The sequence below is a fragment of the Synechococcus sp. MIT S9509 genome (assembly GCF_047303035.1).
Taxonomy (GTDB): Bacteria; Cyanobacteriota; Cyanobacteriia; order PCC-6307; family Cyanobiaceae; genus Synechococcus_C.
The window spans coordinates 317,683-340,970 of the sequence record NZ_CP138940.1; the positions used below are offsets into that span (position 1 = coordinate 317,683).

At 55.5% G+C, this 23,288-nt stretch carries 23 protein-coding genes; 5 read left to right on the forward strand and 18 right to left on the reverse strand.

All coding sequences use genetic code 11. From position 1 onward, the window contains the following. Window positions 1–129: 129 nt before the first annotated feature. Both polA and SIB73_RS01855 read right to left on the reverse strand, forming a co-directional pair. Entirely contained in the window at window positions 130–3,141 is a 3,012-nt protein-coding gene (gene polA / locus SIB73_RS01850; RefSeq protein ID WP_413403402.1) for a DNA polymerase I, read from the reverse strand. A gap of 24 nt (window positions 3,142–3,165) precedes the next feature. After that, the gene (locus SIB73_RS01855) at window positions 3,166–4,341 is read right to left on the reverse strand and encodes an efflux RND transporter periplasmic adaptor subunit (protein ID WP_413403400.1); all 1,176 of its coding nucleotides are present in this window, start codon (window positions 4,339–4,341) and stop codon (window positions 3,166–3,168) included. A 101-nt stretch (window positions 4,342–4,442) separates the two neighbouring features. Between SIB73_RS01855 and ychF the strand changes: the two genes are divergently transcribed. Beyond that, entirely contained in the window at window positions 4,443–5,534 is a 1,092-nt protein-coding gene (ychF, locus tag SIB73_RS01860) for a redox-regulated ATPase YchF (RefSeq protein WP_413403398.1), read from the forward strand. A 261-nt stretch (window positions 5,535–5,795) separates the two neighbouring features. On the opposite strand, the gene SIB73_RS01865 is transcribed toward ychF, so the two are convergent. The 7 genes from SIB73_RS01865 to SIB73_RS01895 all read right to left on the reverse strand — a co-directional run bounded on the left by SIB73_RS01865 (window position 5,796) and on the right by SIB73_RS01895 (window position 11,816). Next, a complete protein-coding gene (locus SIB73_RS01865) occupies window positions 5,796–6,116 on the reverse strand; it encodes a Nif11-like leader peptide family RiPP precursor (protein ID WP_413403397.1) in 321 nt (106 codons plus the stop codon). 206 nt (window positions 6,117–6,322) lie between these two features. Then, on the reverse strand, window positions 6,323–6,775 hold the full coding sequence (locus SIB73_RS01870) for a hypothetical protein (protein WP_413403395.1): 453 nt from the start codon (window positions 6,773–6,775) through the stop codon (window positions 6,323–6,325). A 168-nt stretch (window positions 6,776–6,943) separates the two neighbouring features. Next, on the reverse strand, window positions 6,944–7,513 hold the full coding sequence (locus SIB73_RS01875) for a peroxiredoxin (protein WP_413403393.1): 570 nt from the start codon (window positions 7,511–7,513) through the stop codon (window positions 6,944–6,946). A gap of 245 nt (window positions 7,514–7,758) precedes the next feature. Further along, complete coding sequence (locus SIB73_RS01880; RefSeq protein ID WP_413403392.1) at window positions 7,759–9,312, reverse strand: ATP-binding protein; 1,554 nt, start codon at window positions 9,310–9,312, stop codon at window positions 7,759–7,761. Between the two features lie 9 nt (window positions 9,313–9,321). Continuing rightward, the gene (locus tag SIB73_RS01885; RefSeq protein WP_413403390.1) at window positions 9,322–9,942 is read right to left on the reverse strand and encodes a cysteine hydrolase; all 621 of its coding nucleotides are present in this window, start codon (window positions 9,940–9,942) and stop codon (window positions 9,322–9,324) included. 121 nt (window positions 9,943–10,063) lie between these two features. Beyond that, window positions 10,064–10,462, reverse strand: coding sequence for a hypothetical protein (locus SIB73_RS01890; protein ID WP_413403388.1), 399 nt, complete (start codon window positions 10,460–10,462; stop codon window positions 10,064–10,066). Window positions 10,463–10,562: 100 nt separating this feature from the next. Continuing rightward, window positions 10,563–11,816 (reverse strand): MFS transporter, encoded by a 1,254-nt coding sequence (locus SIB73_RS01895; protein WP_413403386.1) that lies wholly within the window; start codon window positions 11,814–11,816, stop codon window positions 10,563–10,565. Window positions 11,817–11,920: 104 nt separating this feature from the next. Between SIB73_RS01895 and SIB73_RS01900 the strand changes: the two genes are divergently transcribed. Next, on the forward strand, window positions 11,921–13,471 hold the full coding sequence (locus tag SIB73_RS01900) for an alpha/beta hydrolase (RefSeq protein ID WP_413439689.1): 1,551 nt from the start codon (window positions 11,921–11,923) through the stop codon (window positions 13,469–13,471). Between the two features lie 27 nt (window positions 13,472–13,498). On the opposite strand, the gene SIB73_RS01905 is transcribed toward SIB73_RS01900, so the two are convergent. From SIB73_RS01905 to SIB73_RS01945, 9 genes are all read right to left on the reverse strand, one after another. Continuing rightward, window positions 13,499–14,518, reverse strand: coding sequence for an ABC transporter permease (locus tag SIB73_RS01905; protein WP_413403382.1), 1,020 nt, complete (start codon window positions 14,516–14,518; stop codon window positions 13,499–13,501). Then, window positions 14,518–16,113, reverse strand: coding sequence for an ABC transporter substrate-binding protein (locus SIB73_RS01910; protein ID WP_413406509.1), 1,596 nt, complete (start codon window positions 16,111–16,113; stop codon window positions 14,518–14,520). The genes SIB73_RS01905 and SIB73_RS01910 overlap by 1 nt, the downstream gene beginning before the upstream one ends. A gap of 57 nt (window positions 16,114–16,170) precedes the next feature. Then, window positions 16,171–16,413, reverse strand: coding sequence for a hypothetical protein (locus tag SIB73_RS01915; protein ID WP_413403380.1), 243 nt, complete (start codon window positions 16,411–16,413; stop codon window positions 16,171–16,173). Window positions 16,414–16,544: 131 nt separating this feature from the next. Continuing rightward, window positions 16,545–17,861: a homoserine dehydrogenase gene (locus SIB73_RS01920; protein WP_413403378.1), complete on the reverse strand. Its 1,317-nt coding sequence runs from the start codon at window positions 17,859–17,861 to the stop codon at window positions 16,545–16,547. A 64-nt stretch (window positions 17,862–17,925) separates the two neighbouring features. Then, window positions 17,926–18,372, reverse strand: coding sequence for a SufE family protein (locus SIB73_RS01925; protein WP_413403376.1), 447 nt, complete (start codon window positions 18,370–18,372; stop codon window positions 17,926–17,928). Between the two features lie 7 nt (window positions 18,373–18,379). After that, the gene (locus SIB73_RS01930; protein ID WP_413439690.1) at window positions 18,380–18,964 is read right to left on the reverse strand and encodes a hypothetical protein; all 585 of its coding nucleotides are present in this window, start codon (window positions 18,962–18,964) and stop codon (window positions 18,380–18,382) included. Then, the gene (locus SIB73_RS01935; protein ID WP_413403371.1) at window positions 18,954–19,553 is read right to left on the reverse strand and encodes a 5-formyltetrahydrofolate cyclo-ligase; all 600 of its coding nucleotides are present in this window, start codon (window positions 19,551–19,553) and stop codon (window positions 18,954–18,956) included. The genes SIB73_RS01930 and SIB73_RS01935 overlap by 11 nt, the downstream gene beginning before the upstream one ends. Next, window positions 19,553–20,326 (reverse strand): class I SAM-dependent methyltransferase, encoded by a 774-nt coding sequence (locus SIB73_RS01940; protein ID WP_413403370.1) that lies wholly within the window; start codon window positions 20,324–20,326, stop codon window positions 19,553–19,555. The genes SIB73_RS01935 and SIB73_RS01940 overlap by 1 nt, the downstream gene beginning before the upstream one ends. Window positions 20,327–20,459: 133 nt before the next feature. Next, on the reverse strand, window positions 20,460–20,645 hold the full coding sequence (locus tag SIB73_RS01945) for a hypothetical protein (protein WP_413403368.1): 186 nt from the start codon (window positions 20,643–20,645) through the stop codon (window positions 20,460–20,462). Between the two features lie 753 nt (window positions 20,646–21,398). Here SIB73_RS01945 and SIB73_RS01950 point away from each other — a divergent pair. The 3 genes from SIB73_RS01950 (at window position 21,399) to SIB73_RS01960 (ending at window position 23,213) form a co-directional block, all read left to right on the forward strand. Next, the gene (locus tag SIB73_RS01950) at window positions 21,399–21,611 is read left to right on the forward strand and encodes a DUF2973 domain-containing protein (protein WP_413403366.1); all 213 of its coding nucleotides are present in this window, start codon (window positions 21,399–21,401) and stop codon (window positions 21,609–21,611) included. 775 nt (window positions 21,612–22,386) lie between these two features. Then, on the forward strand, window positions 22,387–22,566 hold the full coding sequence (locus SIB73_RS01955) for a hypothetical protein (protein ID WP_413439691.1): 180 nt from the start codon (window positions 22,387–22,389) through the stop codon (window positions 22,564–22,566). Window positions 22,567–22,829: 263 nt separating this feature from the next. Beyond that, complete coding sequence (locus SIB73_RS01960) at window positions 22,830–23,213, forward strand: lipopolysaccharide assembly protein LapA domain-containing protein (RefSeq protein ID WP_413403362.1); 384 nt, start codon at window positions 22,830–22,832, stop codon at window positions 23,211–23,213. Window positions 23,214–23,288: the final 75 nt, after the last annotated feature.

Here is a 23,288-nt window from a genome sequence, read left to right on the forward strand (position 1 = left end):
GCTCTGTCAATCGTCATGGTTTTTGTCACTTTGATCGGGGAGCGCGAGGGTTGTTTGAGAATGAACAGCCGCACTTCAGTGTGGATGGCCTCTTCCAGATCGATTGAATGATCGTCATTTAGGTTCGCTTCATTTGGCGTCCATCCAGTTCGCGCCCAGCCCGGTTTCAGCCACCAGGGGCACACTCAGGTCCACAGCCTTCTCCATGGTGTTAATAACCAGCTTCCGGATTGATTCCAGAGCGTCTGGATCCACCTCGAGCACCAATTCATCGTGCACCTGAAGAAGCAGTCGTGCCGGCAGCCCCTGCTGCTCTATCGCAGCCTGAAGCTGGATCATGGCCAGTTTGATGATGTCGGCGCTGGATCCCTGAATCGGTGCATTGGCTGCAGCGCGCAATTGCTGGGCCTCCATTCCGCCCCGACGAGCCACATCCAGGTCGATCTCCATGGGTTCCTTGCCCAGTAGACGTCCCAGTCCGTTGCGATCGAAGTGGAAAGGGCGTCGTCTACCCATGATCGTCTCCACGTAGCCGCGACTGAGAGCGAGCCTTTCCTGGAGCTCGAGATAAGCGAAGACTCTGGGATAACGTTCCCTGTAGCGCAGCAGGAACTCCTTGGCTTCCCCCTGGCTGACGCCGGTCTCCCGGGCGAAGCGCTGGGCGCCCATGCCGTAGATCACACCGAAGTTGATCGTCTTGCCCAGGCGTCGCTCGTCGCTGTTCACCTCGTCTTTGTCGAGCAGCAGCCGTGCTGTCAGCGCATGTACATCGTCTCCTGTTCTGTAGGCCTGTTGCAGCACTTCCTCTCCTGAGAGGTGGGTGAGGATGCGCAGCTCGATCTGAGAATAATCAGCGCTGAGCAGGGTCCAGTTCTCCTGGGGCAGGAAAGCCTTGCGGATGCGGCGGCTGTAGTCCGTGCGGACAGGGATGTTCTGGAGGTTGGGATTACTGCTGCTCAGCCGGCCGGTGGCTGTCACCGCCTGATTGAAATCGGTGTGCACCCTCCCGGTTTCCTTTTCCACCAGCTGCGGCAGGGCATCCACGTAGGTGCTTTTCAGTTTGCTCAGCACCCTGTGTTCGAGAACCAGCGGCACCACGGGGTGATCAGCCTCGAGTTTCTCCAGCACCGTGGCATCTGTGCTGAAGCCGGTTTTGGTTCGCCGGGATTTCTTGCGGTCGAGGCCGAGAGTGTTGAACAGCAGCTCACCGAGTTGTTTGGGAGAGGCGAGATTGAAATCTGTTCCCGCCGCCTCTTTGGCCTCCTTCTCCAGGCGCTGCAGGGTGTCACCCATTTCTGCTGACAACGCACTGAGGTAAGGCACGTCGATGCGGATGCCGGTGGCTTCCATCAGAGCCAGAACCGGTTCCAGTGGCAGTTCCACATTGTCCAGCAGGCTGGGAAGACTGTCTCCTGTTGCCTGCAGCTGTTGGCGCAGATCAATGGCCAGTCGACGTGTGAGGTGAACGTCCATGCCGCAGTACAACGCGGCATGGTCGAGGTCCACTTCCGCGAAGCAGCTGGCTTTGCCGTCCTTGGGCTTGCCCACCAGATCTGTGAACAGAGTGGGGGTGATGCCGTACATCCGTGATGCCATGGCATCCAGGCCGTGCTTGGCCGCGGCATCCCTCAGGTAATCGGCCAACAGGGTGTCCATCGTCACTCCAGCCAGCGCCAGGCCATGGCGCAGCAGAATCAATCGGTCGTATTTCGCGTTCTGCAGTGCCTTGGGGTGCTCAGGGCTTGCCAGCCAGGGAGCCATCTGCTCCAAAACCGTTTCGAGTGGAAGCTGCACCAGTTGGCGTTCGGGTTCCAGCGTTGCTTCCGTCGCTGCACGATGGCCGACAGGGATGTAGGCGAGATCGGCATCACCTGGCCCCCAGCACACGCCGATGCCTACCAGCTGCGCTTTGAAGGGGTTGAGATCGGTTGTTTCCGTATCCAGTGCAACCGGAGCAGAAGGATCGGTGCAGGACTGGAGTCTCTGCATGAGGTCCTTGAGTGCTGCTGAGCTGTTGATCAGCTGTGGCTTGAGCTCAGGCTTGGATCCGGCCGCGTCAGCGCCAGCAGATTCAGATGACTTGAGCTCTGTTGTCGTGGATCCTTGCGCTTGCTCTGCCTGACCTGTCTCGTTGGAACTTTTCTTCTCAAGCAGATTGGCGTTCGCCGTCAGTCCGCCTGGAGAGAAGGTGGCGATGAAACCAGGCACCTGCCGCACCAGGCTGTTGAGCTCCAGATCCATCAGCTGCGCTTCGAGGCCATCGCCGTCCACAGGGCCAAGTTCAAGAACTGGATCCTCAGGAAGCGGTATGTCAACAAGGATTTCGGCCAGTTGCCTTGAGAGATAGGCGTTGTCCCGGTCGGATCTCAGCTTGCCCTTCAGGGCTCCTTTCACAGCGCCTCTGCTGGCCTTGGGGCCCTCCGCCTCGACTTCGGAAAGAACTCTGTAGACGCCATCAAGATCTTGATTCTCTTTGAGCAGATTGATGGCTGTCTTCGGTCCAACGCCCCTGACTCCAGGGATGTTGTCCGAGCTGTCGCCGGTGAGTGCCTTCAGATCCACCACCTTGTCGGGCATCACCCCGAGCTTCAGCTGGACCCCGGCTTCGTCAATCAAGGTGGGGCCGCTGCTCTTGGCATACGGTCCGCCGCCCATGTACATCACGGCAATGTCCCGCTGGTCATCCACCAGCTGGAACAGATCGCGGTCACCGCTCAGGATTCTCACCCTCCATCCGCTTGAGGCGGCCCGGTTGGCCAGGGTGCCGAGAACATCATCCGCTTCGAAACCAGGAGCCAGACACAGTGGCAGCTGAAGCTGGTTGCGCAGGATCAGCTGCAGCTGATCCAGGTCCTGGAAAAACACGTCAGGGGCCACATCGCGGTGGGCCTTGTAATTGGGATCGGCCTTGTGGCGGAAGGTGGGTTCTGCGGTGTCAAAGGCGATCGCCACACCCTCGGGTTTCAGTCCCTTGCAGTTGTCGAGCAGGGCCTTGAGGAATCCATAGGTCACGCTGGTGGGACGGCCATCCTTCGTGGAGAGTCCCCCTTCACCTCCCTTGCTGAAGGCGTAGAAACTGCGGAAGGCCAGAGAATGGCCATCCACCAGCAGCAGCAGGGGTTTCTCCTGTGTTTCGGGCATGGATGAAGGGAGGTCCTGGCTCGGTCAGTCGCGCGGTTTTGCCCAGGGCGGCATGTCAATGAACACGCGTGTGCCGGGCTCCACACCGGAGAGAATGGCACTCCTGTCGCCGCTGCTGGCACCAAGTTGCACCGGCTGGAAGGTGGGCTCATCGTTTTTGCCAACCAACAAAACGCCTGACTGACCCTTTTCAGTCACGATTGCCACCGTTGGCACGAGTGTGTTTGCGCTAGTTCGTCCGGTCTGGAAATTCACATCCGCGGTCATGCCGATGCGGAGCGTCGGTGGCGGATCAATCAGCGTGAGCTCCACTTCAAATGAGATCACGTTGTCGGTTTTGAGCGCGCGCGGTGCGATATCGCGCACCCTTGCAGGAAAGAGCTGATCAGGGAAGGCATCCACGCGAACAGTGGCATCCTGACCAATACGAATGCGGCCGATGTCGCTCTCAGGAACCTTTGCCGCCGCTTCCAGGCCTTCCGACAGCTCAACAAGCGATGAGCTGGTAGCGCCGGCATTGGTTGAAGCCGCTGTGGTGGGGGTGACAAAGGATCCAGGCTCGGCGAAGCGTTCCGTAATCACCCCGCTGAAAGGAGCCCGGATCAGCAGGTCACTGCCTTCAACATTGCGTTGTTCAATGCGTTCGCGAGCGGCGGTCAGCGCTTCCCTGCTGCTGATGAAGGCGGCTCGGAAGCCATCCAGGTCGGATGCACTGATGGCTCCAACATCCACCAGCTGCCGGTTGCGAAGGTATTCGGCCCGCTTGGCTTCGTAGTCCGCCCTGGCCTGCCGCTCGAGTGCGGCAAGTTCATCCACGCGATCCTGAAGATCACCGACGTCCATACGAGCCAGGAGCTGCCCTTTGGCGACAACATCGCCTTCATTGACGTACAACTCCTCCACCACTCCAGCCTTCTTGGGGCTCACGTTCACCCGTCGGATGGCTTCCAGTTCTCCACTGGCCGTGATCACGCCAGGCAGAGATCCTCGCTCCGCCGCCACGGTGAACTCACTCAGCTGACGCGATCGATCAGAACCTGGCCCCTTTCTCCAGATCACACCACCTGACGTCAACAGAATAGCTGCAGCACCAGCTGCGATTAAGCGACGTCGTCTGCGTTTCACACCACTCAAGCGAGTCAACTGGCGCAGGGCTTCGGGTGTGGCCCCTTTAGGGGACTGGCTTTTCTGGCTGCCCATGGCCCCCTTCAACAATCTTCGTAATCATTCTCGCCCGTGAGTGGTCCAACCGTGTTCTGAGGGATGGTTCTCAGGACGCCTCTGCCGATAGATTTCCCGCCATGCTCAAAGCCGGAATCGTCGGTTTGCCCAATGTGGGCAAGTCCACTCTCTTCAATGCCCTGGTGGCCAATGCCCAGGCCCAGGCAGCCAATTTCCCCTTCTGCACCATCGAACCGAATGTCGGGACCGTGGCTGTTCCGGATGCGCGGCTGCAGCAGCTGACTGATCTGAGCAGCAGCGCCGAAACCATCCCCACAAGGATGGAGTTCGTCGATATCGCTGGTCTGGTGAAGGGGGCCAGTCAGGGCGAGGGGTTGGGCAACAAGTTTCTGGCCAACATCCGTGAAGTGGACGCCATCGTTCATGTAGTTCGTTGCTTCGAGGATGACGACGTCATTCACGTCTCCGGCTCCGTTGGCCCCGTTCGCGATGCCGAGGTGATCAACCTTGAACTCGGTCTTTCTGATCTGACGCAGATTGAAAAGCGTCGCGAGCGCCTGAAAAAGCAGATGCGCACAAGCAAGGAAGCCCAGACAGAGGATGCGGCGCTTGAACGGATTCAGGCTGTGCTCGAAGAGGGTGGTGCAGCGCGCAGTGTTGAACTGAGCGACGAGGAATCACTCATGATCAAACCACTTGGATTGTTGACGGCCAAGCCGATTATCTACGCCACCAATGTGAGTGAGGATGATCTCGCTGCTGGTAATCGCTTCTGCGAGGAGGTGGTGGCTCTCTCGTCAAAGGAAGGTGCAGAAACCGTGCGTATCTCTGCCCAGGTCGAAGCGGAACTGGTGGAGCTCGGCGAAGAAGAACGAAAGGACTATCTCGATGGACTTGGGGTGCAGGAAGGTGGGTTGAAAAGCCTGATTCGTGCCACTTATCGCTTGTTGGGACTGCGCACTTATTTCACGACGGGTGAAAAGGAAACTCGTGCCTGGACCTTCAGGGCTGGGATGACCGCTCCTCAGGCGGCAGGAGTGATTCATACCGATTTCGAACGAGGATTCATTCGTGCCCAGACCATCGGTTGCGAGAAATTGCTGGAGGCAGGATCGCTGGTAGAAGCTCGCAACAAAGGTTGGCTACGCAGTGAAGGCAAAGAATATGAAGTTGAGGAAGGTGATGTGATGGAATTTTTGTTTAATGTCTAGAAGTCCTGTCAGGACGACTGAAGTGATGATCTACTGACTGAATCTGTCTCGCTGTTTGTCTACCATTGCAGGCATTCAGAAAACCCCATCAGGTTTCTCTTCCGAATCACGACAGGCTTGAAACAAGCATGTTAAAAATCAAAGCGTTATGGAAGCCCCGGAAATCTCTCCAATCGTGCTACGGGTAGGAATCAACAACATGAGATTAATGGCGCTCTGCAAGTTCTTCCGGCAGTCTTGAATGGCTCAAAATCCTGTTGATCACTCCATGGGGGGGAGCCCGGCACTTGAATAGCCGGATCCTCCAGGGTCGGTTGTTTTTGGTGGAACAAAAGCATCATGAACACCTTCTGAAATAATTGTTGCAGTTTTTCCTTTTCCTCCAGAAAGACCTGCCAGTTCTTCTTCTGATAATTCAGACAATTTTGTCTTGAAAACTCTGAGCAATTCGCTCTCAGTGACGATGAATCCTGCGTTAGCAGCAATTTCTACAGCCTGGGCGGCTGTTGTGGCCGCCTGGATTGATTGTCTTAGCTCAGTGTTGTCTGTCAAAGCATTGATGAAATCATCAATAACTGCCAAGCGTCTATCTGCTAAAATTTACAAATATAAAGAGAGCAGGCTGCTGAACGTCCAGTCATCTATCTTTCTTAAGATTGATAGGGATTGTTGAATCCATAATAGTTTTTATTAATCGTATAAGAAGGCTGTCAGGTGATAAGTTAATTTGTCACTCAGCTCATTCAATGATTCATTAAAGGAGTGCAGAATGATGATTTGCATGAGTATCATCCATCAACAATTCTTCCGCCAACGCACTGGCTGGAAATTGACCAGAGGCCCCCAGCGGCCTTCAGTAAATCAATATTCCCGCGGAAAACACTTCGTTGTTCAGTTGAATCCCAGTTCCAAAGCGCAGCTGCCAGCCCCGCAAAAAGCACTCGGTTGCTGTCTTGTGGTTTCGGCAACCGTCGATGAGGGTTCCAGAGTTCCGTGCCTTTGAAGAAAACTGAAATGCCCTTGGAGCTTTTTTTGTCTTGCTGAAAAGACCACCAGGGATCCTTGCCTCGCTTGGGTTTTCCCGATTGAAAAACACCAAGTGCACTGCCGTTCTGAATCAATTCACCGTTGAGCGATCCTGTTGTTCGTTCAGTGAGTCGAATCTTGATTGAAGGAGACTCTTCGCTGGTTAACTCACAGACCAGAGGTAATGGGACGGCTGCTGCCGGTGCAACAGCCAAGACAAGGAAGGGGATCAGTAGCTTTCTGCCGATGTCTCCTCTCTTCATGGCCTGTCTTGACGCCCTTTGGCGTGCTGGATCAATCAGCCTGTCGTGACCAAGGCCTGTCTTCGGTTAACAGACCTTGGTTTTGAACGCAGCTCAGGATGAGGGTGATTTGCGTTTCAATCAGCCGATGAACGCATGTGGTTTGGCGATCCCTGCTGATGTGCTCCCTTTCAGAAATGCCATCATCGTGTCAGCGTCAGAGGATTCGAAAGGATCTGTTGGACAGTTGTCTGCAAAATCAGGCTCAACAAACATTTTTTCAATGACCATGTCATTGACAAGCATCGAATAACGCCAGGAACGCATTCCAAAACCTAGGTTTTCTTTCTCAACAAGCATTCCCATCTTTCTGGTGAATTCACCATTGCCATCAGGCAGCATGAAAATGTTCTTGGTTCCCAGGTGCTTGCTCCACTGGAACATGACAAATGCGTCGTTCACTGACAGACAGATGATCTGATCAACGCCTTGACTTTTAAATTCTTCGAAGAGTTCGTCGTACCGGGGCAGATGATTGGATGAGCAGGTTGGAGTGAAAGCTCCAGGAAGTGCAAAAAGTACAGTTTTTTTGCCACTAAAAATGTCCTTGCTGCTTAGCTCTTGCCACCGGAATGGATTGTCGCCAGGCACACTTTCATCACGGACACGAGTCTGAAACGTAACCAACGGAACTTGATTGTTGAGAGGCATGATCAGGATGAATGCAGGATTGTGGCTATGTTGACATTGTCTTTTTAACCATTCCTTTAGACCAACGGATGAGTGTTTTTACTTATATGGTTGTTTTTGATGGCGTGCGTGTGTCGAGTTGATTGGCCTGCCGACCGAGATGGATCTGAAATTCAGGGGTTCAGTGTTGATTTTGGCCCCTGAACAATGATGTTTTTGTTGTTTGTTATTCAGCATGGTCATTGTATTCGCAAGTCTGAGGCAAATCACATATTGATAACATCTTCCAGGCATTGATTGAGAGTGTCTATTCCAAATGGTTTTTGCAGAACGGCATAAAACCCTATATTTTTGTAATTGGACAAAGTATTGTCGTCACTATACCCACTTGCGGCAATGGCTCTTGCCGACGGATTCAAATTGAGAATTTGTTCAATCGTCCATATGCCTCCTTTTCCTCCTGATATTGTCAGATCAAGAATAATGATGTCAAAGTATTTTTTTTCTTTTAATCCTTTGGCGTATTCCTCCAGGCATTCCTCGCCGTGTTTTACGGAAGTCACCTGATGACCACCATCTTCCAGCATGAGCTGCATTGAATTTCGAACAATTTCTTCGTCGTCCATGATTAAAATGTTCATGGATGTTATTGGTTTGTGTTGAGTGCTCTTTGATTGATCTGAGGCCTTTGATCGAGGCAAGGCGGGTAAGGAAATCTGGACTGTCGTCCCTTTCCCGTAATCACTTTTGATTTGCAAGTTGCCATTGTGTTTCTTGATGATCCAATACGCACTTGTCAAGCCAAGGCCATTTCCTGTTTTTTTTGTTGTAAAATATGGATCATATATTTTCCCAAGGTTCGCTGCTTTAATTCCAATTCCTGTGTCTTTAATTTCAATGATAACCATTTCTTGCAGGTAGGAATTGCTGTCTGTTGGCAATTCTCTTCGTATGGCAATAGCAAGCTCTCCGCCTTCTGATGTTGCTTGTTCCGCGTTGAGGATAACGTTATGGAGGACCTGATGAATTTGTCCATAATCCATGTTCACCTGTGGTAAGCGGGGTTCAATTTTGATCGCTGCTTTCAGTTTTGATCCGTGCAGGCTCATGACGACAGCCTCTTTGACAACCTTTTCCAGGGATCCGGCCTTCTGAACCGGCTCCCCTCCCTTGCTGAAGGTCAGCATCTGTTTTGAAAGGCCAGCTGCACGTAAACAGGCCTGTTTGGCGATCTCCAGGTAATCAGAGTCAATTCCCTTTTTGTTGATGAGTCTTTGGGTTAAATTTATATACCCCATAATGACTTGCAGAAGATTATTGAAATCATGGGCCAAGCCACCCGCAAGATGGCCAATGCTTTCCAGCCGTTGGGCTTGAATTAACTCAGCATCAAGCCGACGCCTTTCTGTGAAATCCTCCATCAATGCAATGACTTCGCCATTGTTGCGCTGATCGAGTTTGATTCGCAGCCAACGAATTTGCTCGTTGGAATCCTTGAATCGGATTTGACTGTCTAGATCGGATGACTTTTCCTCCTCGTTTTTGCTCTGGTCGAGTAACTCGATCCACCTTTTTAGGTCCTCTCCCAGCACAAAGGAATTGATTTCCATCCCTATACAGGCATCAATATTGAATCCCAATATTCTGCTCCACGCCATATTGAGGAATTGAATTTTTCCTTTATCATTCTGATCAAAGCGTGCGACGATAACAGGAAGATTGACCAAAATATCTCGCATTGTGCGTTCCGATTCCGCCAATCGTTCGATCAGTCTTGATTGCGCAATCGCTGCAGCGTCAGGTACTTGATAACGATCCATGGCTTGCGATCAACAGGAACTGCTTTTTATTGCATTGATAAATTCCTTGTGAGTTATTACGTCCGCGAATAGTGGGAAGATTTCACCGCAAAACATCTCCTGTTCAATGGGTGTTCGGCTTGAGGTGCAGTCCGAGAGAATTGTGACTTCATAACCTTGATCTCTCGCGTAAAGCGCTGTGGCATTGATGCAGAGCGACGAAACGCATCCAGCAATCACGATCTGTTCGATGTGATGCTCAGTAAGCAGTTTCTCGAGATCAGTGTTGGAGAAAGCATTAAATCCCTTTTTGCCAGGAACTGTTTTAATGCGATCTCCGTACTTTGTGATTTCAGTTATCACCTCTGCTCCTGTGGTGCCTGCTTTAAAGGCCTCAATTTCTTTGATTGCCTTGAGAATTCCAGTTGGGTTCTCGATCTCTTTGTAGGTCTCGCTGAATACGATAGGCGTGTTCACGATGGTGATTGGAGACTCAGCGATGTTGTCGATTGTCTCGATGGTGTGTTCGAGGGTGCCTGAAACACGATGCGATTCTTCTACTACGGAATAGAGGGCTCCTTGCGGGTCGAAGTAGTCTTTCTGAAAACCAATCAGTACAAGTGCCGTTTGGTTGGGTCTGAAGCGAATCACACTGATGGCCCAATAAAATCCCCATCCAGTTTATTCCTGAATCGGAGTTTGTATGGTTATTTAACGGTATCTGTTCAATTTGCAAATGAGTTTCACTGGTTTTTGGCGCTAATCCTGAATTTCATAAACGGTCAATCGCTTCCATTGCAGGTATGAATTGAGAACTGTTCTGATCAAAGCCATTGCAGCTTTTGTTCATCGCTTCACTGGTCAGAGCTACCACGCGAATGGCCTGGGGTGATCGCAACCACTCAGCTTGTTTCTGCAAGCCTTTGTTTTCAATCCAGGTATTCAGGATGTTCCGGGCTCTGTCACGGCTGTATCCGGCGTTCAGGACCTTGCATTCGGCAAAAGCAGCCATGGCTGCCATGGCATGACGCGTTTGCGTTTCACTGGCTTGAAGCGGCGGCTCCAGGGCTCCCAGAAGTGCGGCAATCATCACGGCTGAATACCACAAGCAACGCCAGCCGAGCGGATTACCCTGCCGGTTTTCAAACTTGACGTTGAAAGCACTTCTCATGTCTGCAGCAAAACTGGCGGCAGTTTATGGAGTGCTTGTGAACCAGTGGCTTTTCAAGAGATGAGGAGGTTCACCCTCCTGACAATGGATCGTTCGATCTTCAACGGAGCGAGGCAACCCGCCGGTTCGAGACATCCTCGTCATCCTCCAGGGGAGTTCCTTTCAGTTCTGCTGCATAACGGGGCCGCACTGTTTTCAGCAGGGGCATCACGGCCAGACAGATGACGGCCATCATCAACCAGAGCTGCACACCATGCCCCTGTTGGTCAAGCAAAGCACCGGCTAACAGAGGTGCCCCGGTGGCGCTGATGGCGAAGCATTGGGAAAACAGCGCCATGGACAGTCCTCTGTGTTGCAGAGGGGTCTCTTCCACCATGGCTTCGGCGGCACTGGGAAGGAAAGCGGCTTCCCCGAAGGCCAGTGGCACCATCGCCAGGGAGATCAGCACCATCCCGCGGCTCCAGAAAGCGGAGCTTGCCAGAAGAACGGAGCCCAGCACGAAGCCAGCCAGTCCCATGCCCAGGCCGAAGCGGAGGCTGCGCTTGGCCACCCAGTTGCCCACAGGCCACTGAAGAGCCACAAGCAGAGCCAGCTGCAGCGCGATCAGTGCACCGCTTCCGGCTTCGCTCACTGCCGGTCGCGACAGGCCTCCACGCACCAGATCCAGAGGCAGGGCACTCTGTCTTAGGGCGATCATGCCTGTGGCAACGATGCTGATGGCCAGAACAGGCAGTAGAGGTGGTAGCCAGCGCCATCCATCCCTGATCGTGGTAGATGCACTGGAAGGCTCATCACTGGCTTTGTCGAGATGCAGCAGGGCGGCACGCCCGTCGGGAAGGGGCCGCCAGCTCAGAACGAGCAACATCATCACAACCGCCACCGCCTCGACCACATAGACCGCGCGGATCAATCCCAGGGCTGTGACGATCGCACCGATCAGTGCTCCTGAGGCCACACCAAGTGCGTCAGCGCTGCGGGCCAGTGCATAACCGCGACTGGATTTGAAACCGGCGCAGCTGAGCGGAACGGCCAGCTCGATGGCTGGGAAGTAAAGGCCTGCCGCCAGACCGATCAGTAGCTGTCCAGTGAGGTAGCCGCCGAAACCCTGCGCTTGAAGCAGGATGACATCAGCGATCAAGGCCAGCACTGCAGCGGCGCGCACCGGCCAGGAGCAGCTCAGACCCCGATCCAGCAACAGGCCACTCAGTAGACGCGCAGCAGTGCCAATCAGGGCCGCCGCAGCCAGACCCTGTCCCACCTGGGTTGCGGTGAAGCTGGCTTGATGAAACACGATCGGTGTCAGGTAGATGACACCACCGGCTCCCAGCGAGGCCAGCAGCCTGATTGAAGCCACTTCCTGCAAAGGTGCGGGAAACTGGTTCCACCAATGAACTGGCTTAGGCCTTGCGAAGACGCTCAACAGGACAACGGTTTGCCGTAGGACTGATTTGCAGTCTGATGCTCTGTGCCCTTTCACCGCGACCAGCGCGTACAGCCGCCGAGTTGGTTGTCCGTCTGGATGGGATGGATCTGCCTTTGTCGATCTCAGATCTGGGTGGCTGGATCCGCGGACAAGGATCCGATTCATCGGAACTGAGCGTCTGGCTGAATCTGCTTGAGGAGGAAAGCCGTCAGGGAGTGATTGATCTGCTCAAGGCCCCGCTGATCAACGACCGCAGCATGGCCAGGCAGATTCTCAACAGCTGGGCAGGCCGTCGTTTGCTGGATCAGGTCAGTGACCTGGTGTTGGTTGATGACGACACAACGGGGCAGACCGTGCAGATGACGCTTGAGTCGCTGCTCGCAAAGCGCCCTGAGGTGTCCACCTTTGACCTTCTGGAGGCGCTGCCTGCGCAGCGCGTCAGACTGGATCTCGATGCCCTGCTTCCGGTTGCCAGCAGCTGGAGGCTTCAGTTGCAACGGCAGCAGGCTCTGGTCAAAACCCTCAATCAACTCCCAGTTTCATCGCTCACTCAGAGCATCAATCCTGAGGATGCGGACAAGGTCGCCTCTGATAGCGCGCTGCAGCAACTCACCCTGCCGGTTGAGCATCGCGATCAGCCGCTGCAGCTCCAGCTTTGGCGCCCGAGTCCTTCCGATGGTCGTCAGCGCAGTCACTGGCTGGTGCTCATGCCGGGTCTTGGTGGCAGTCCGGATCATTTCCGCTGGCTGGGTCGGGCACTCAGTCATCAGGGCTGGCCGGTTCTTGTCCTTGAGCATCCAGGCAGTGATGCGCTCGCCGTACAGGCACTACTGGAAGGACGACAACCGCCACCGGGTGCTGAGGTTCTGCCTGATCGGCTGAGAGATCTGTCAGCGGTCCTGGCCGCTCGCCGGAGGGAAGTGTTCGAGCTCCCCGGGACCCGTCTGGTGCTGGGTGGGCATTCTCTGGGAGCACTCACAGCACTGCTCGCGTCCGGTGCCAGGCCGGAAAAGGGCCTCGCGCGACGTTGCGGCCAGGATCTTGATGATCTTCCGATCAGCAATCTGTCCAGACTTCTTCAGTGTCAGATCGAGGACGTGATCCTTCCAGAGGTGAGTCCCCCCCAGGAGCTGGCCGGTGTGGTGGGACTCAACAGCTTCGGCAGCTTGCTCTGGCCCCGACAGATACCCCTGTCGGCAGATGTCGCAGTCTTTTTGAGCGGAGGGACTCTCGATCTGATCACGCCTCCACTCAGTGAGCAGCTGGGACTGCTCAGGTCATTGCCAGCCAATCCTGCAACCCGTGCCGTGCTTGTGGAAGGCGCCAGCCATTTCTCGCCCGTGCGCGTAGAGGGGCAGAGTGGCGGCGGGCAGGGTGAAGATGTTTTCCAGCTCGGCGAGGAACTGGTTGGAGTTCAGCCTCTGAGGGTTCAGGCTCAACTGGAACGCGAAATCGTGCGCTTCCTCATCGATCTGGAGGCTGGTCGTGTGTCGAGTTCCCAGAAGGGCGGGGTTGAACATCTGCAGGTGGGGGATCTCCACCTGCATCGTCTGGATCAAACCGGTGCAGCCCGCTTCGTGGATTGAAGCCCAGGGTCGTCTTGATGGCGCCGCTCAGTATCGAACCCTTGGATCGAGAAGGGCGACGAGAAGATCCACGGCCACACTGACGAGCACCACCAGAGCGGCGATCACCACCACAATTCCCTGAACCACCGGGTAGTCGCGCTGATTGATGCTTTCCTGCAGGCGCAGTGCGATGCCTGGCCAGGAGAACGTCACCTCAATCAGCAGTGCGCCTCCAATCAGTGAGGCGACGGTGATTCCGGCGATCGTGAGCACAGGCAACAGCGCATTGGGCAGTGCATGCCGAAGAATCACCTGGGTTTCACTCAACCCTCTGCTTCGGGCGGCCTCCACGTAGTCGGAGCGAAGACTGCGATTGAGGTTCAGGCGCAGTGCGTTGGTGAAGACACCACTCAGGAGCAGTCCGAGAGTGCATGCCGGCAGCACCAGGTGACGCAGGGCACCCTGAAGTGCCTCCCAGTTCCCGCTGATGACACTGTCGGCAATCAGAAAGCCGCTGCCATCAGGAGTGATCATTCCAGGTGGGAAACGACCTCCAACCGGCAGCCAGCCCAGGGTCACGGCAAACAGCAGCTGGGCCAGCATGGCCACCCAGAAGGGGGGTAGTGCGTAGGTCCCGATGCCATAGAAGCGACCAGCCAAATCGATTTTTCCTTCGGATCGGGCAATGGCCGTGAAACCCACCGCCAGACCTGTCACCGCTGCAACAATCAGGGCGGTGACACTTAATTCCAGGCTTGCCGGAAGTGCTTCGCGGATGATCCGACTCACGGGCTCCTGATTGATCAGTGCCTCGCCGAGGTCGCCGTGCACCAGTGCCCAGAGAAAGTCCAGATATTGCTGGACCAGGGATTGATCCAACCCAAGACGTGCTCTCAGTGCTGCCTTGGCCGCTTCCGGCGCCCGGCTGCCCAGCACAGCGTCCACCGGGTCACCGGGAGCCACCCTCAGCAGCAGAAACACCAGGGTCGCGATCAGCCAGAGCATCACCGGTGCGAGGGCCAACCGTGTTCCCGTGTAGCGAAGCAGCTCGCGACTTCGTCCCATCAGCGCACCCCCTGTAACCGGGCCAGAAGCAGCTGACCGTTGCCATCGAATTCCGGGGTGGCCAGTGCTGTGCTGCTCCAGGCTCTGGGCGTCACCAGCCAGACAGGGATATATGCAGCACCTGCGGCAGCCATTCGCTCAACGCTTTCCAGATCGCGCAGTCGATCATCTCCCCTGCTGCGGTCCGATTGCAGCAGGGTTTGTTCCAAGCCTGGTGCTGTCCAGAAGCTGCCGCTGATGGCGGCTTCTCCACGTTTGCAGACGGATCCTTCCGATTCCCTGCAGCTGAGCAGAGGTGCCAGGTAAGCCTCGGGGTCTGGATAGGCGCCGCGCCAGTCGAGCATCACGGCCTGGAAAGCACCTTCTCCAAGCTGCCGGTACACAGTCGTGGATTCCACGCCGTCAAGTTTGAGGGACAGGCAATCGGCCAGGTCGCGTTTGATCTGGGCTTGCCAGGTGAGTGCCATCAGACGGTCTGCGGGCACATTCGATCGGTAGGTGAACGGAAGATGCAACACCCTCCCATTGCAGTAGCCAGCCTGGATGAACAGGTTTCTGGCTCGGGCAGCGTCATGCCTTGGCCAGGGTTCGATATTTCCCCCCGGCAGGCCGGGAGGAACCAGTGAAAGCAGCGGTGGCCGCAATCCGCGGCTCACCCTCTCGTTAATCAGGTCTCGGTCCAGGCTCAGAGCCAGAGCCTGTCGCAGGACTGGATTCTGAAGTGGTGGTGTGTTGCTCAGCAGCGTGATGTACCCGATCACCAGAGCCGGGCCTTGCCCTTCCCTCAGCCGTCCCTCGCTGGCCATGCGATTCAGCGCCAGGCGCTGGTCTTCGTCGATCGAGTCAGAGAGCAGCACATCCACTTCGCCACTGCGCATCGCTCCGAACAGGGCGGTGGAGTTGCTGAGATAGATCAGATCCAGACCGGCGTTGCTGGGTAAGGGCCCCCAGTACCGTTTGAAAGGTTCCAGACGCTGCTGTACAGCGCGGAAACTGGTCAGCCTGTAGGGCCCCGTGCCGATGAAACGGTCGTTGAGAAACCTGTCCTGATGATCCTCATAGGCCTTTGGCGAGACAGGCGTCAGGTTGGTTGCTGTGAGCAGATTCTCAAGGGAGCTCGAGGGTCGGCTCAAGCGCAGTCGTAACTGGTAGGTGTCGGGAGTTTCAACTGCGGTAATGCGATCCCCGACCACATAGTTGAGGGTGCCGATCTCCAGAAAACGTCGCAGGCTGAAGGCCATTGCCTCCGCATCGAAGCGAGTGCCGTCATGGAAGAGCACGTCCTTCCGCAGGGGGATCGTGACGGTGCGGCCGTCATCACTGATCTCCGGCAGTGCTGCCGCCAGGGCCGGCTTCAATTCACCCTGCGCAGTTCTTTTGTAGAGCGTGTCTCCGAGAGCGCTCAGTAGCTGCAGAGCGCCGAAGGTGCTTGCCTGTGCAGGATCCAGGGAGGTGATGCGCCCTGCACTGGCCACCGTGATCCGATCACTGCGCCTGCCTGGTTGACAGGCCCCTTGGCTGACGCAGAGTGCCAGGGCTGCAGTGAGTGGCAGCAGGTGTTTCAAGTGCCGTCTCAGGTAGGCCAGGCCTGACATTCTGGATGAATTGATCACGCCACTGGAGTCAGACGAAGCCATTAAAGGCCCCGCGTCCTAGTCGGAAACAGAGGGTGACTTGATCTGGTTGAGAGGGACTTCGAAAACCGGTGAGCCCTGGGGCTTCAGGGGCCACTGGCGCACCCAGCAGCGGTCGTGGTCACCATCAATGCCGATGACCTGGAAAAGGCCGGCATCGCTGCGCAACGTGATGCAGTCTCCTTGGTGGAGCCTCATGACGGATCGGGATTCCGACTGATTGCAGCGTTGCCCCTGAAGAACTGTGAGATCGTTCGGCATGAACGTTTTGCAGCATGAATCCGCGAATGCGAACCGAAGCTGTGATGGTTCTTACAACTGTGCCTCATCCGGGGGGCTCTCTGCCAGGTGCTGCGACGACACGCTGAACCGCACACGTCCTCCCGATGTACTCAGAAGCAGCTGAAATGGGCAGCCAGAGAGCGGACTCCCGGCAGAGAGGCAATGGCTTGCAGGGCGTTCTGCATCGCTCCGTTGCCGACTTCATGGGTGATCACAACAATTTCAGCTCCCTCGTCGCAGGCATCGAACTGGACGATGGACTGGATGGAGACGCCCTGTTCTCCGAAGCAGCTGCCAATCCTGCCGATGACTCCGGGAGTGTCTTCCGTGTTGAAGCGCACGTAATTGCGCTGTCGGATCCGGCTGGAATCCACCAGGTGGCAGGAACGCCAGCTGCTGGCTGCCAGCAGTGGGTCAAGGCCGCCATCGCTGCTGCTGAGCTGGCGTATTCCGGCGATATTGAGAATGTCAGCCACCACTGCAGAGGCGGTTGGGCCTGATCCGGCGCCGGGGCCGTAAAACATCACCCGGCCGATTGGATCGCCTTCCACAAGGATGGCGTTGTTGACACCGTTGACCCCGGCGAGGGGGTGATCCTTCGGCACCAGTGTGGGTTGGACGCGAACACCAAGGGGCAGGGATCCAATGGGGTCGCCATCGCTTTCCAGGCGTTCTGCAACGGCAAGAAGTTTCACCCCGTATCCGAGTTGTGTCGCATAGTCCACATCCCGACCCTGCAGATTGGATATGCCAGTTGTTGGAACGGCACTGCGCTCGATGGGGCCGCCAAAGGCCAGTCCGGCAAGGATGGCGATCTTGTCCGCTGCGTCATGGCCGTCAACATCGGCCGCTGGATCCGCTTCCGCATAACCCAGCTCTTGGGCTTCCTTCAGCACGGCGTGGTAGTCGGCTCCTTCGTCGGCCATCCGACTGAGGATGTAGTTGGTGGTGCCGTTGATGATGCCGCTCACGCGCTCAATGCGATTGCTCCCAAGCGACTGTTTGAGCGGTTCGATGATTGGAATGCCCCCACCGACGGCCGCTTCGATCAACACGTAGACACCGGCAGCAGCAGCTGCTGCTGCGATTTCCTCACCGTGTCTGGCGATCACGGCCTTGTTGGCGGTCACGACTGATTTCCCGGCCGAGATGGCTCTCATGATCAGGGTGCGCGCCGGTTCGATGCCGCCGATCACCTCAACAACCAAATGCACGTCTGGGTCATCCACCACCTCATTGGGATCAGTGGTCAAACGTTCGGTGGGGATGTCAACAGGCCGACTGCGCTGAAGATCGCGAACAGCCACGCGAACCAGCTCAAGATCGGCGATCAGAGGATGGCGGCCTTCCGGACTGCTCAGAATTCCTGCCACTCCCGCGCCGACGGTGCCGAGGCCAAGCAGGCCGATGCCGATCCTTGTCGCCATGGAGCGGGTCCGTTAACTGCGATGAGGGCATGACTTTAGGCAGCGATCGGTCCGCAGCTTGCGATCAACCCGTTTCGCTAAGAGCACTGGCCTGCTGCTGCATCATCCGCAGGATGTTGAGGAATCCATTCGCCCGAGATGGTGTGAGGCTGGCTTGGAGGCCAGTTGCGGCGATGAAACCTGGGTCAACGGCCATCACCTGTGCCGGGGTGAGGTCGCGAAGTCCCTTGATCAGCAGAGCCAACAGTCCCTTGGTGATCAGGGCATCCGAATCCCCCTGCCATTGGAGGCGGCCATCCACCAGCTCTGATGCGATGAAGACCTGGGACACACACCCCTTGACCTTGCGCTCCTCCGTCTGCAGCTCAGCAGGCATTGAAGGCAGCTTTTTGGAGAGCCAGAGCACATACTCATAGCGCTTGCGCGGATCTGAAGTGCTGTTAAGCCGCTCGGCGAGTTGATCAAGTGCCTCGCTGCCGTAGCGAGTCGTGGAGCTGCCTGGGTCAGCCATGGCCGGGTCAGCGTGAGCGAATCCCGCGCACCCTAACCATCAGCCCCACGATGCCGACCAACGCTGGTGCCATGGCCCAGTTCAGGTTGTCTCTGCCGCCTGGTCCCATCACCACTTCGTCCAGATTGACCTGTCCCTGTTGAAGCGGAAGGGTGAGGTAGTCGCGATGACCAGGTCCACCATCCACCTGCAGGTCTACCAGGCCATCTGCAAGTTCTGGGAGGGTCACCTCGAGCTTGCCGTCTGCATCAATACGTCCGAGTTCCTTTCCGGGTGTGCCGTCAGCCTGCAGCAGCCTCACCACGGCTCCTTCCACTGGTTCTCCGGTGGAGAAGCTGCTCGTGAGTTCGAGTTGTCCCTCGAGATAGCGAAGGCTGCTTTCCACACCATGGGCCTCGGTCTTCAAGGGCTGCGTGAGTGCGAGCCCCAGTAACGCAGTGGCCATCAGTGCGATACGGGATGAGATGGCCATGGCATTCCTGTCGTCGGGACTTCCATCCTGCGGGAAATTGACCGGTTGATCCAGTGCCGTTTCACGCGAATCTTCATCTGTGCCGGCGATGTCTGCAAACAGCCTTGATTCAGCAACCACTGCAATGGAAACCGTTTTCGCAGACCCAACCCTCAAAAGGTCTGTCCCATGGGTCATTGGGCAGTGGCTTCTGGCTCACGCATGCCTCCGGCAGCACAAGAAGAGCGGGGACATCACACCAGCCGGACCTGCTGCGAAGGCGGTCGTAGTACCCCCCGCCGTAGCCCAGTCGCAAACCCATACGGTCCACTGCAAGGGCAGGGACCAGCAGCAGAGACAGCTCATCAGCCTTGAGAACGGATTGCCGCGCTGGAGCTGGGATGCCACAGGCGTCCTTGACCAGGGGGTCTTCTGTCCAGCATCCGTAGGTCATCTGGCCTTTGCCATCGGCGATAGGCAGGGCGGTTCGCAGTCCGAATTCGACAAGAAGATCCCCGCGCAGTGGCCTCAGGTCTACTTCTCCGGGGAGTGGCCAGTAGAGGCCGATGAGCGCGCTGAGTTCACCCCGTTGATGACGTCGCCTGAGTTCGAGCTTGAGCTGATCACGGATCCGTTGCTGCAGGGCCGGTTCTGTGGTCAGAACCTGGAGTCTTCTGGTTCTGAACAACCTGCGCAGTTCCGGTTTCGATACACCCTCGAACGTCGGCATCAGGGCAGGAGTCCCCAGCGACCCATCAGCGGAAATCGCAGTGTCAGCTTTTCGGAATCCGCTGGCCAGATCTGATTCAGCTCTTCCGAGAGGGTGTTGATCAGTGAGCAGACCTTGTCATCGCCATCATCTTGCTGGCTGGCCCGTCTGAGCGCTGACCAGGTGCTGATGAATCCCAGCAGGTCGGTTCGCGTCCAGTGCTCGGTGATGTGTAACCCCTGGGGCAGTGGTTGATCGCAGGCCGGAAATTCGAGATCGGCGTAGCAGTTGTCCACATGGCTGCGTTGCGGTGGCCAGAACTGATTCAGCCGCTCGTGGTAGAGCGTGTTGAGCCAGATCTGCAAGTCCTCAGGTGCTCCCTGGATTGGTTCATAGCCCAGCCAGACCAACAGTCCCCCAGGTCGCATCACACGATGCACCTCTCGGTTGAAGCGCTCCAGATCCAGCCAGTGAATGGCAGCGGCGACAAGCACAGCATCCATGCTGCCGCTGTTCAGATCGGATTGTTCCGCTGCTCCCTGCCGGTAGTGAATGCGAGAACTGGGTTTCGCTGCAGCAATCTGCCCAGGGCTGAGATCTGTGGCTTCAACGTGATTGAACCAGCGGGACAACCCGATGGAGGCCTGACCACTGCCGCAGGCTGCATCCCAACACTGATTCAAAGCCGGAGCCTGGTCTGCCATCCAGGCGAAGAATGCGTCCGGGTAGTGGGGTCTGCAACGCGCGTAGTCAACCGCTACGGAATCAAACCAACCTTTATCCGCTGGTGTCATCAGCCGCTGAACGGCAGCGATGCCGCCGGCAGTTGGAACAAAGGAGGACTGTTCATTTCAGATATGACTCAATGCCTGGAGTTGGTCGATGCTTTTCCAGAGGAGCCTGGTGGCGCTTCTGGGACATCCGGTTTCAGTTGTCTGCAAAGGTGCACTCGAGCAGTGCAGCTGTCAGCAACGTCTTCATGTCCTGAAGATTCCTCTGCTCGACAGGATCTCCGCCAGACCATCGGTCGAGCTGATGACTGACTGCACCAAGCAGCAGTCGCAGTCCTGCTGCATTGAGCGTGAGATCGATCGTGCTCTCGGTCCGGTCCATCACAGCCCCATCAGGCGTTGCAACCTTTGTGATTCTGCACCCTCCACATCGATCGAGAAAAGAGATCTCTGACACATTCCCTCCGGTTGGGCAGGATTTCCCACTGACCCAACCAGCAGGTCAGCTGTTGAATATGAGCATTGGCTGCGGCCAAAGCAGAATATTCAGGGCTGCAAATTGTTATTGGAAAGAGGTCAATGATGCACTGTTCTATGAATTTTTCATTTGAATCCAAATTGGATTGAAAAGTCAGGCCTGACGAGGCTCAGCGTTGAAAAGCTGAACGACTGATTGGTATTCAGGGGGCTGGAATGTTTCTTTGATCAGCTTGCATGCCGTTTCATTGTGGTAAGCCCCGCCAGCAGCTTTGTCGGGACGGTTTGTTGTGAACAGACTGATTGTCATCCTTTTTACAGCCTTAATTGATCACCCAAGAGCCTGCGGCTCCAATGTCCCCTCTTTTTCGATGTCTGCTGTGTGGTCAGTCAATTGAGCGTTCCAAGCGCTCTTACTGGAAACGCAGAGGTCACCTGCTCTGCTCCGCTTGCCGAGACCGGATTGATTGCGGCGAAAATGGTCAAGTAGGTGATCCAGCCTTCCATCAGGCTCCTCAGTCATGATGAAGGCTTTTGAGGTCGCTGGAGCCTGGTCTGAAGCGAAATGTCAGTGTCATTTGTATGGCAGCGTTGAAAACATTGCTGCTGAGCTTGGAGACCCGGTTTTAGTAACGTCGCAAGACATTTAATAGAAACAGTGTTTTTAACGATTAACGCGTTTTTATACACAGCGTTCCTGGCATTTGTTGTTGTTCAGGCAGTTCGTTTGATGCATCTATCTCTGAAAGCTCAGGACAGAACTGGTCTTAAAACCACTCATCCGGAACTGTTCGACCAAAACGGCAGTGTGACCAAAGAAAAATTGTTGGTCGTCAGATTTGACAGACCGAAACCGGTGCTTCCCTCGTAAGTGTTCAGATCACAATCCCGACCGGAGATCTCTCTTTCTGACGTTTGCTGAACCGGTTCCCTCGAAGAGGGCATAATGTCGTCATGGTCAAGATTATCTGGCTGCTGGCTACGGTCTATTTTATGAGTCGACTTGTGAAACGACTCATGTCTTCCATGCAAGATATCAGGAACGAGGAACCTGATGCGAGTGATGCGGTGATTGACGTCGAAGCCGAGTGAGGCTGAGTTCCTCGGCATTTTTTGTGGATCCTTTCGCTGCCGCCATTGAATGGTGTGGTGACAACCGGATATCGAAACCAGGCATTCCAATTTCTTTGCAGGAGTTGTCCGTTGCCGTTGCATCCTGGGGAACTTTCGCTTCCTGGCGATTCATCGCGACATCTTGAATCAATGCCAGCGGCAGTAGCTGTCTGGCTTCTGACGAAGCCATGAACTCCCATAACCATTGAAAGGACATCAACAGGAAGCTCTCCCTCATCTGTTTCATGATCCATTGATTACTACTTGCAAGCTCAGCATCTCCATGAGGAACTCAATAATTTCCAGGAATTAAAGGGGATTGCTTGATGTTTCACGCTTTCATGTTTTTTGACCCCAGGCCCCCCAGCTCTTGAATCAGGCCTCTTCAGTAATCAATCTCTTGAATCTGATACTGGATGCCTTGTCTGCAGCCAATTCGAGAATTCTTAGGATTTTTTGTTTTTCTTAGGGTGCAGTCTCCACGGTCGAGGGGGTGCACACGCCAAATTGATATGTAATAAAGTCTGATCGCAGTGTCACCCTCTGAGATCCCCCTGACCATTGAACAGCAGTTTCGAGTTGAACGTGCCTGCCGAAAGATCGACGAGTGCAACGATGTTGATGCTCTCAAGCAACTCTCGAAAGCGCTTATTGTCACTGCAGCCAGGGAGCGAGCTTTTTCACGGGTCGTGATGGAACGTCTCAATGGATAGAGCATTCGTTGCCCATGATTCCAGCAGATGCACTGATTTGTTTAGTGCTCTTTTCACTCGCTCTGCAGTAGCTGTTGTTGTTCACATTGATGAAACAAATCTGTTCCACTTCAACCAGGCCAAGTTCGGCCGATTGAATGCCTAAAGCATCCAGCTTTCGTTAACGATCTTTTCGCTGGTTAACGTTCTTCATCCTTTCGGCTGTCTTCAGCTGTCTGCAAGCATCCATATGCGTAGTTTTTGGTCCACCCATACCTCGGACCATGCGTCAGATCAATTTCACCCTGATCTTTGTCTTTGGTCTGGGAATGGTGTATTTCACGTTGGAAAACACGGCTGCAACGACCGTTCATGTGCTGCCGGGCCTTGAGTACACCACTCCTCTAGCCGCCTTGCTGCTGTTGTCTGCTGGACTTGGTGCCACTTCGGCCTGGCTGTTCGCTGCATGGAGCGGGATGCTCAACAGTGTGGATCGTCTCCATCAATCCGGCGATTTTGAAGCCCAGCAAGTGCGCATCCAGGAATTGGAAACTGATCTCAACCGTTATCGAACAACTGTTGAAACGCAGCTGGGTCTTCTTCCTGCATCGATCCCTGAACATGAATCGGAAACAGGTTCAGCGGTGCCGTCGTCCAGCTCAGATTGAACTCTCATGCCATTGCCTTTGTCCTCCCGGCAATCCTCTGTGAATTGTCGGACAGTTTGCTGTGTCCAGTGATTG

Excerpts from the sequence above, each read along its gene's own strand:
- polA (WP_413403402.1), bottom strand. The coding sequence starts at position 3,141 with ATGCCCGAAACACAGGAGAAACCCCTGCTGCTGCTGGTGGATGGCCAT.
- SIB73_RS01855 (WP_413403400.1), bottom strand. The coding sequence starts at position 4,341 with ATGGGCAGCCAGAAAAGCCAGTCCCCTAAAGGGGCCACACCCGAAGCC.
- ychF (WP_413403398.1), top strand. The coding sequence starts at position 4,443 with ATGCTCAAAGCCGGAATCGTCGGTTTGCCCAATGTGGGCAAGTCCACT.
- SIB73_RS01875 (WP_413403393.1), bottom strand. The coding sequence starts at position 7,513 with ATGCCTCTCAACAATCAAGTTCCGTTGGTTACGTTTCAGACTCGTGTC.
- SIB73_RS01880 (WP_413403392.1), bottom strand. The coding sequence starts at position 9,312 with ATGGATCGTTATCAAGTACCTGACGCTGCAGCGATTGCGCAATCAAGA.
- SIB73_RS01890 (WP_413403388.1), bottom strand. The coding sequence starts at position 10,462 with ATGAGAAGTGCTTTCAACGTCAAGTTTGAAAACCGGCAGGGTAATCCG.
- SIB73_RS01900 (WP_413439689.1), top strand. The coding sequence starts at position 11,921 with ATGCTCTGTGCCCTTTCACCGCGACCAGCGCGTACAGCCGCCGAGTTG.
- SIB73_RS01905 (WP_413403382.1), bottom strand. The coding sequence starts at position 14,518 with ATGGGACGAAGTCGCGAGCTGCTTCGCTACACGGGAACACGGTTGGCC.
- SIB73_RS01910 (WP_413406509.1), bottom strand. The coding sequence starts at position 16,113 with ATGTCAGGCCTGGCCTACCTGAGACGGCACTTGAAACACCTGCTGCCA.
- SIB73_RS01915 (WP_413403380.1), bottom strand. The coding sequence starts at position 16,413 with ATGCCGAACGATCTCACAGTTCTTCAGGGGCAACGCTGCAATCAGTCG.
- SIB73_RS01920 (WP_413403378.1), bottom strand. The coding sequence starts at position 17,861 with ATGGCGACAAGGATCGGCATCGGCCTGCTTGGCCTCGGCACCGTCGGC.
- SIB73_RS01925 (WP_413403376.1), bottom strand. The coding sequence starts at position 18,372 with ATGGCTGACCCAGGCAGCTCCACGACTCGCTACGGCAGCGAGGCACTT.
- SIB73_RS01935 (WP_413403371.1), bottom strand. The coding sequence starts at position 19,553 with ATGCCGACGTTCGAGGGTGTATCGAAACCGGAACTGCGCAGGTTGTTC.
- SIB73_RS01940 (WP_413403370.1), bottom strand. The coding sequence starts at position 20,326 with ATGACACCAGCGGATAAAGGTTGGTTTGATTCCGTAGCGGTTGACTAC.
- SIB73_RS01945 (WP_413403368.1), bottom strand. The coding sequence starts at position 20,645 with ATGGACCGGACCGAGAGCACGATCGATCTCACGCTCAATGCAGCAGGA.
- SIB73_RS01960 (WP_413403362.1), top strand. The coding sequence starts at position 22,830 with ATGCGTCAGATCAATTTCACCCTGATCTTTGTCTTTGGTCTGGGAATG.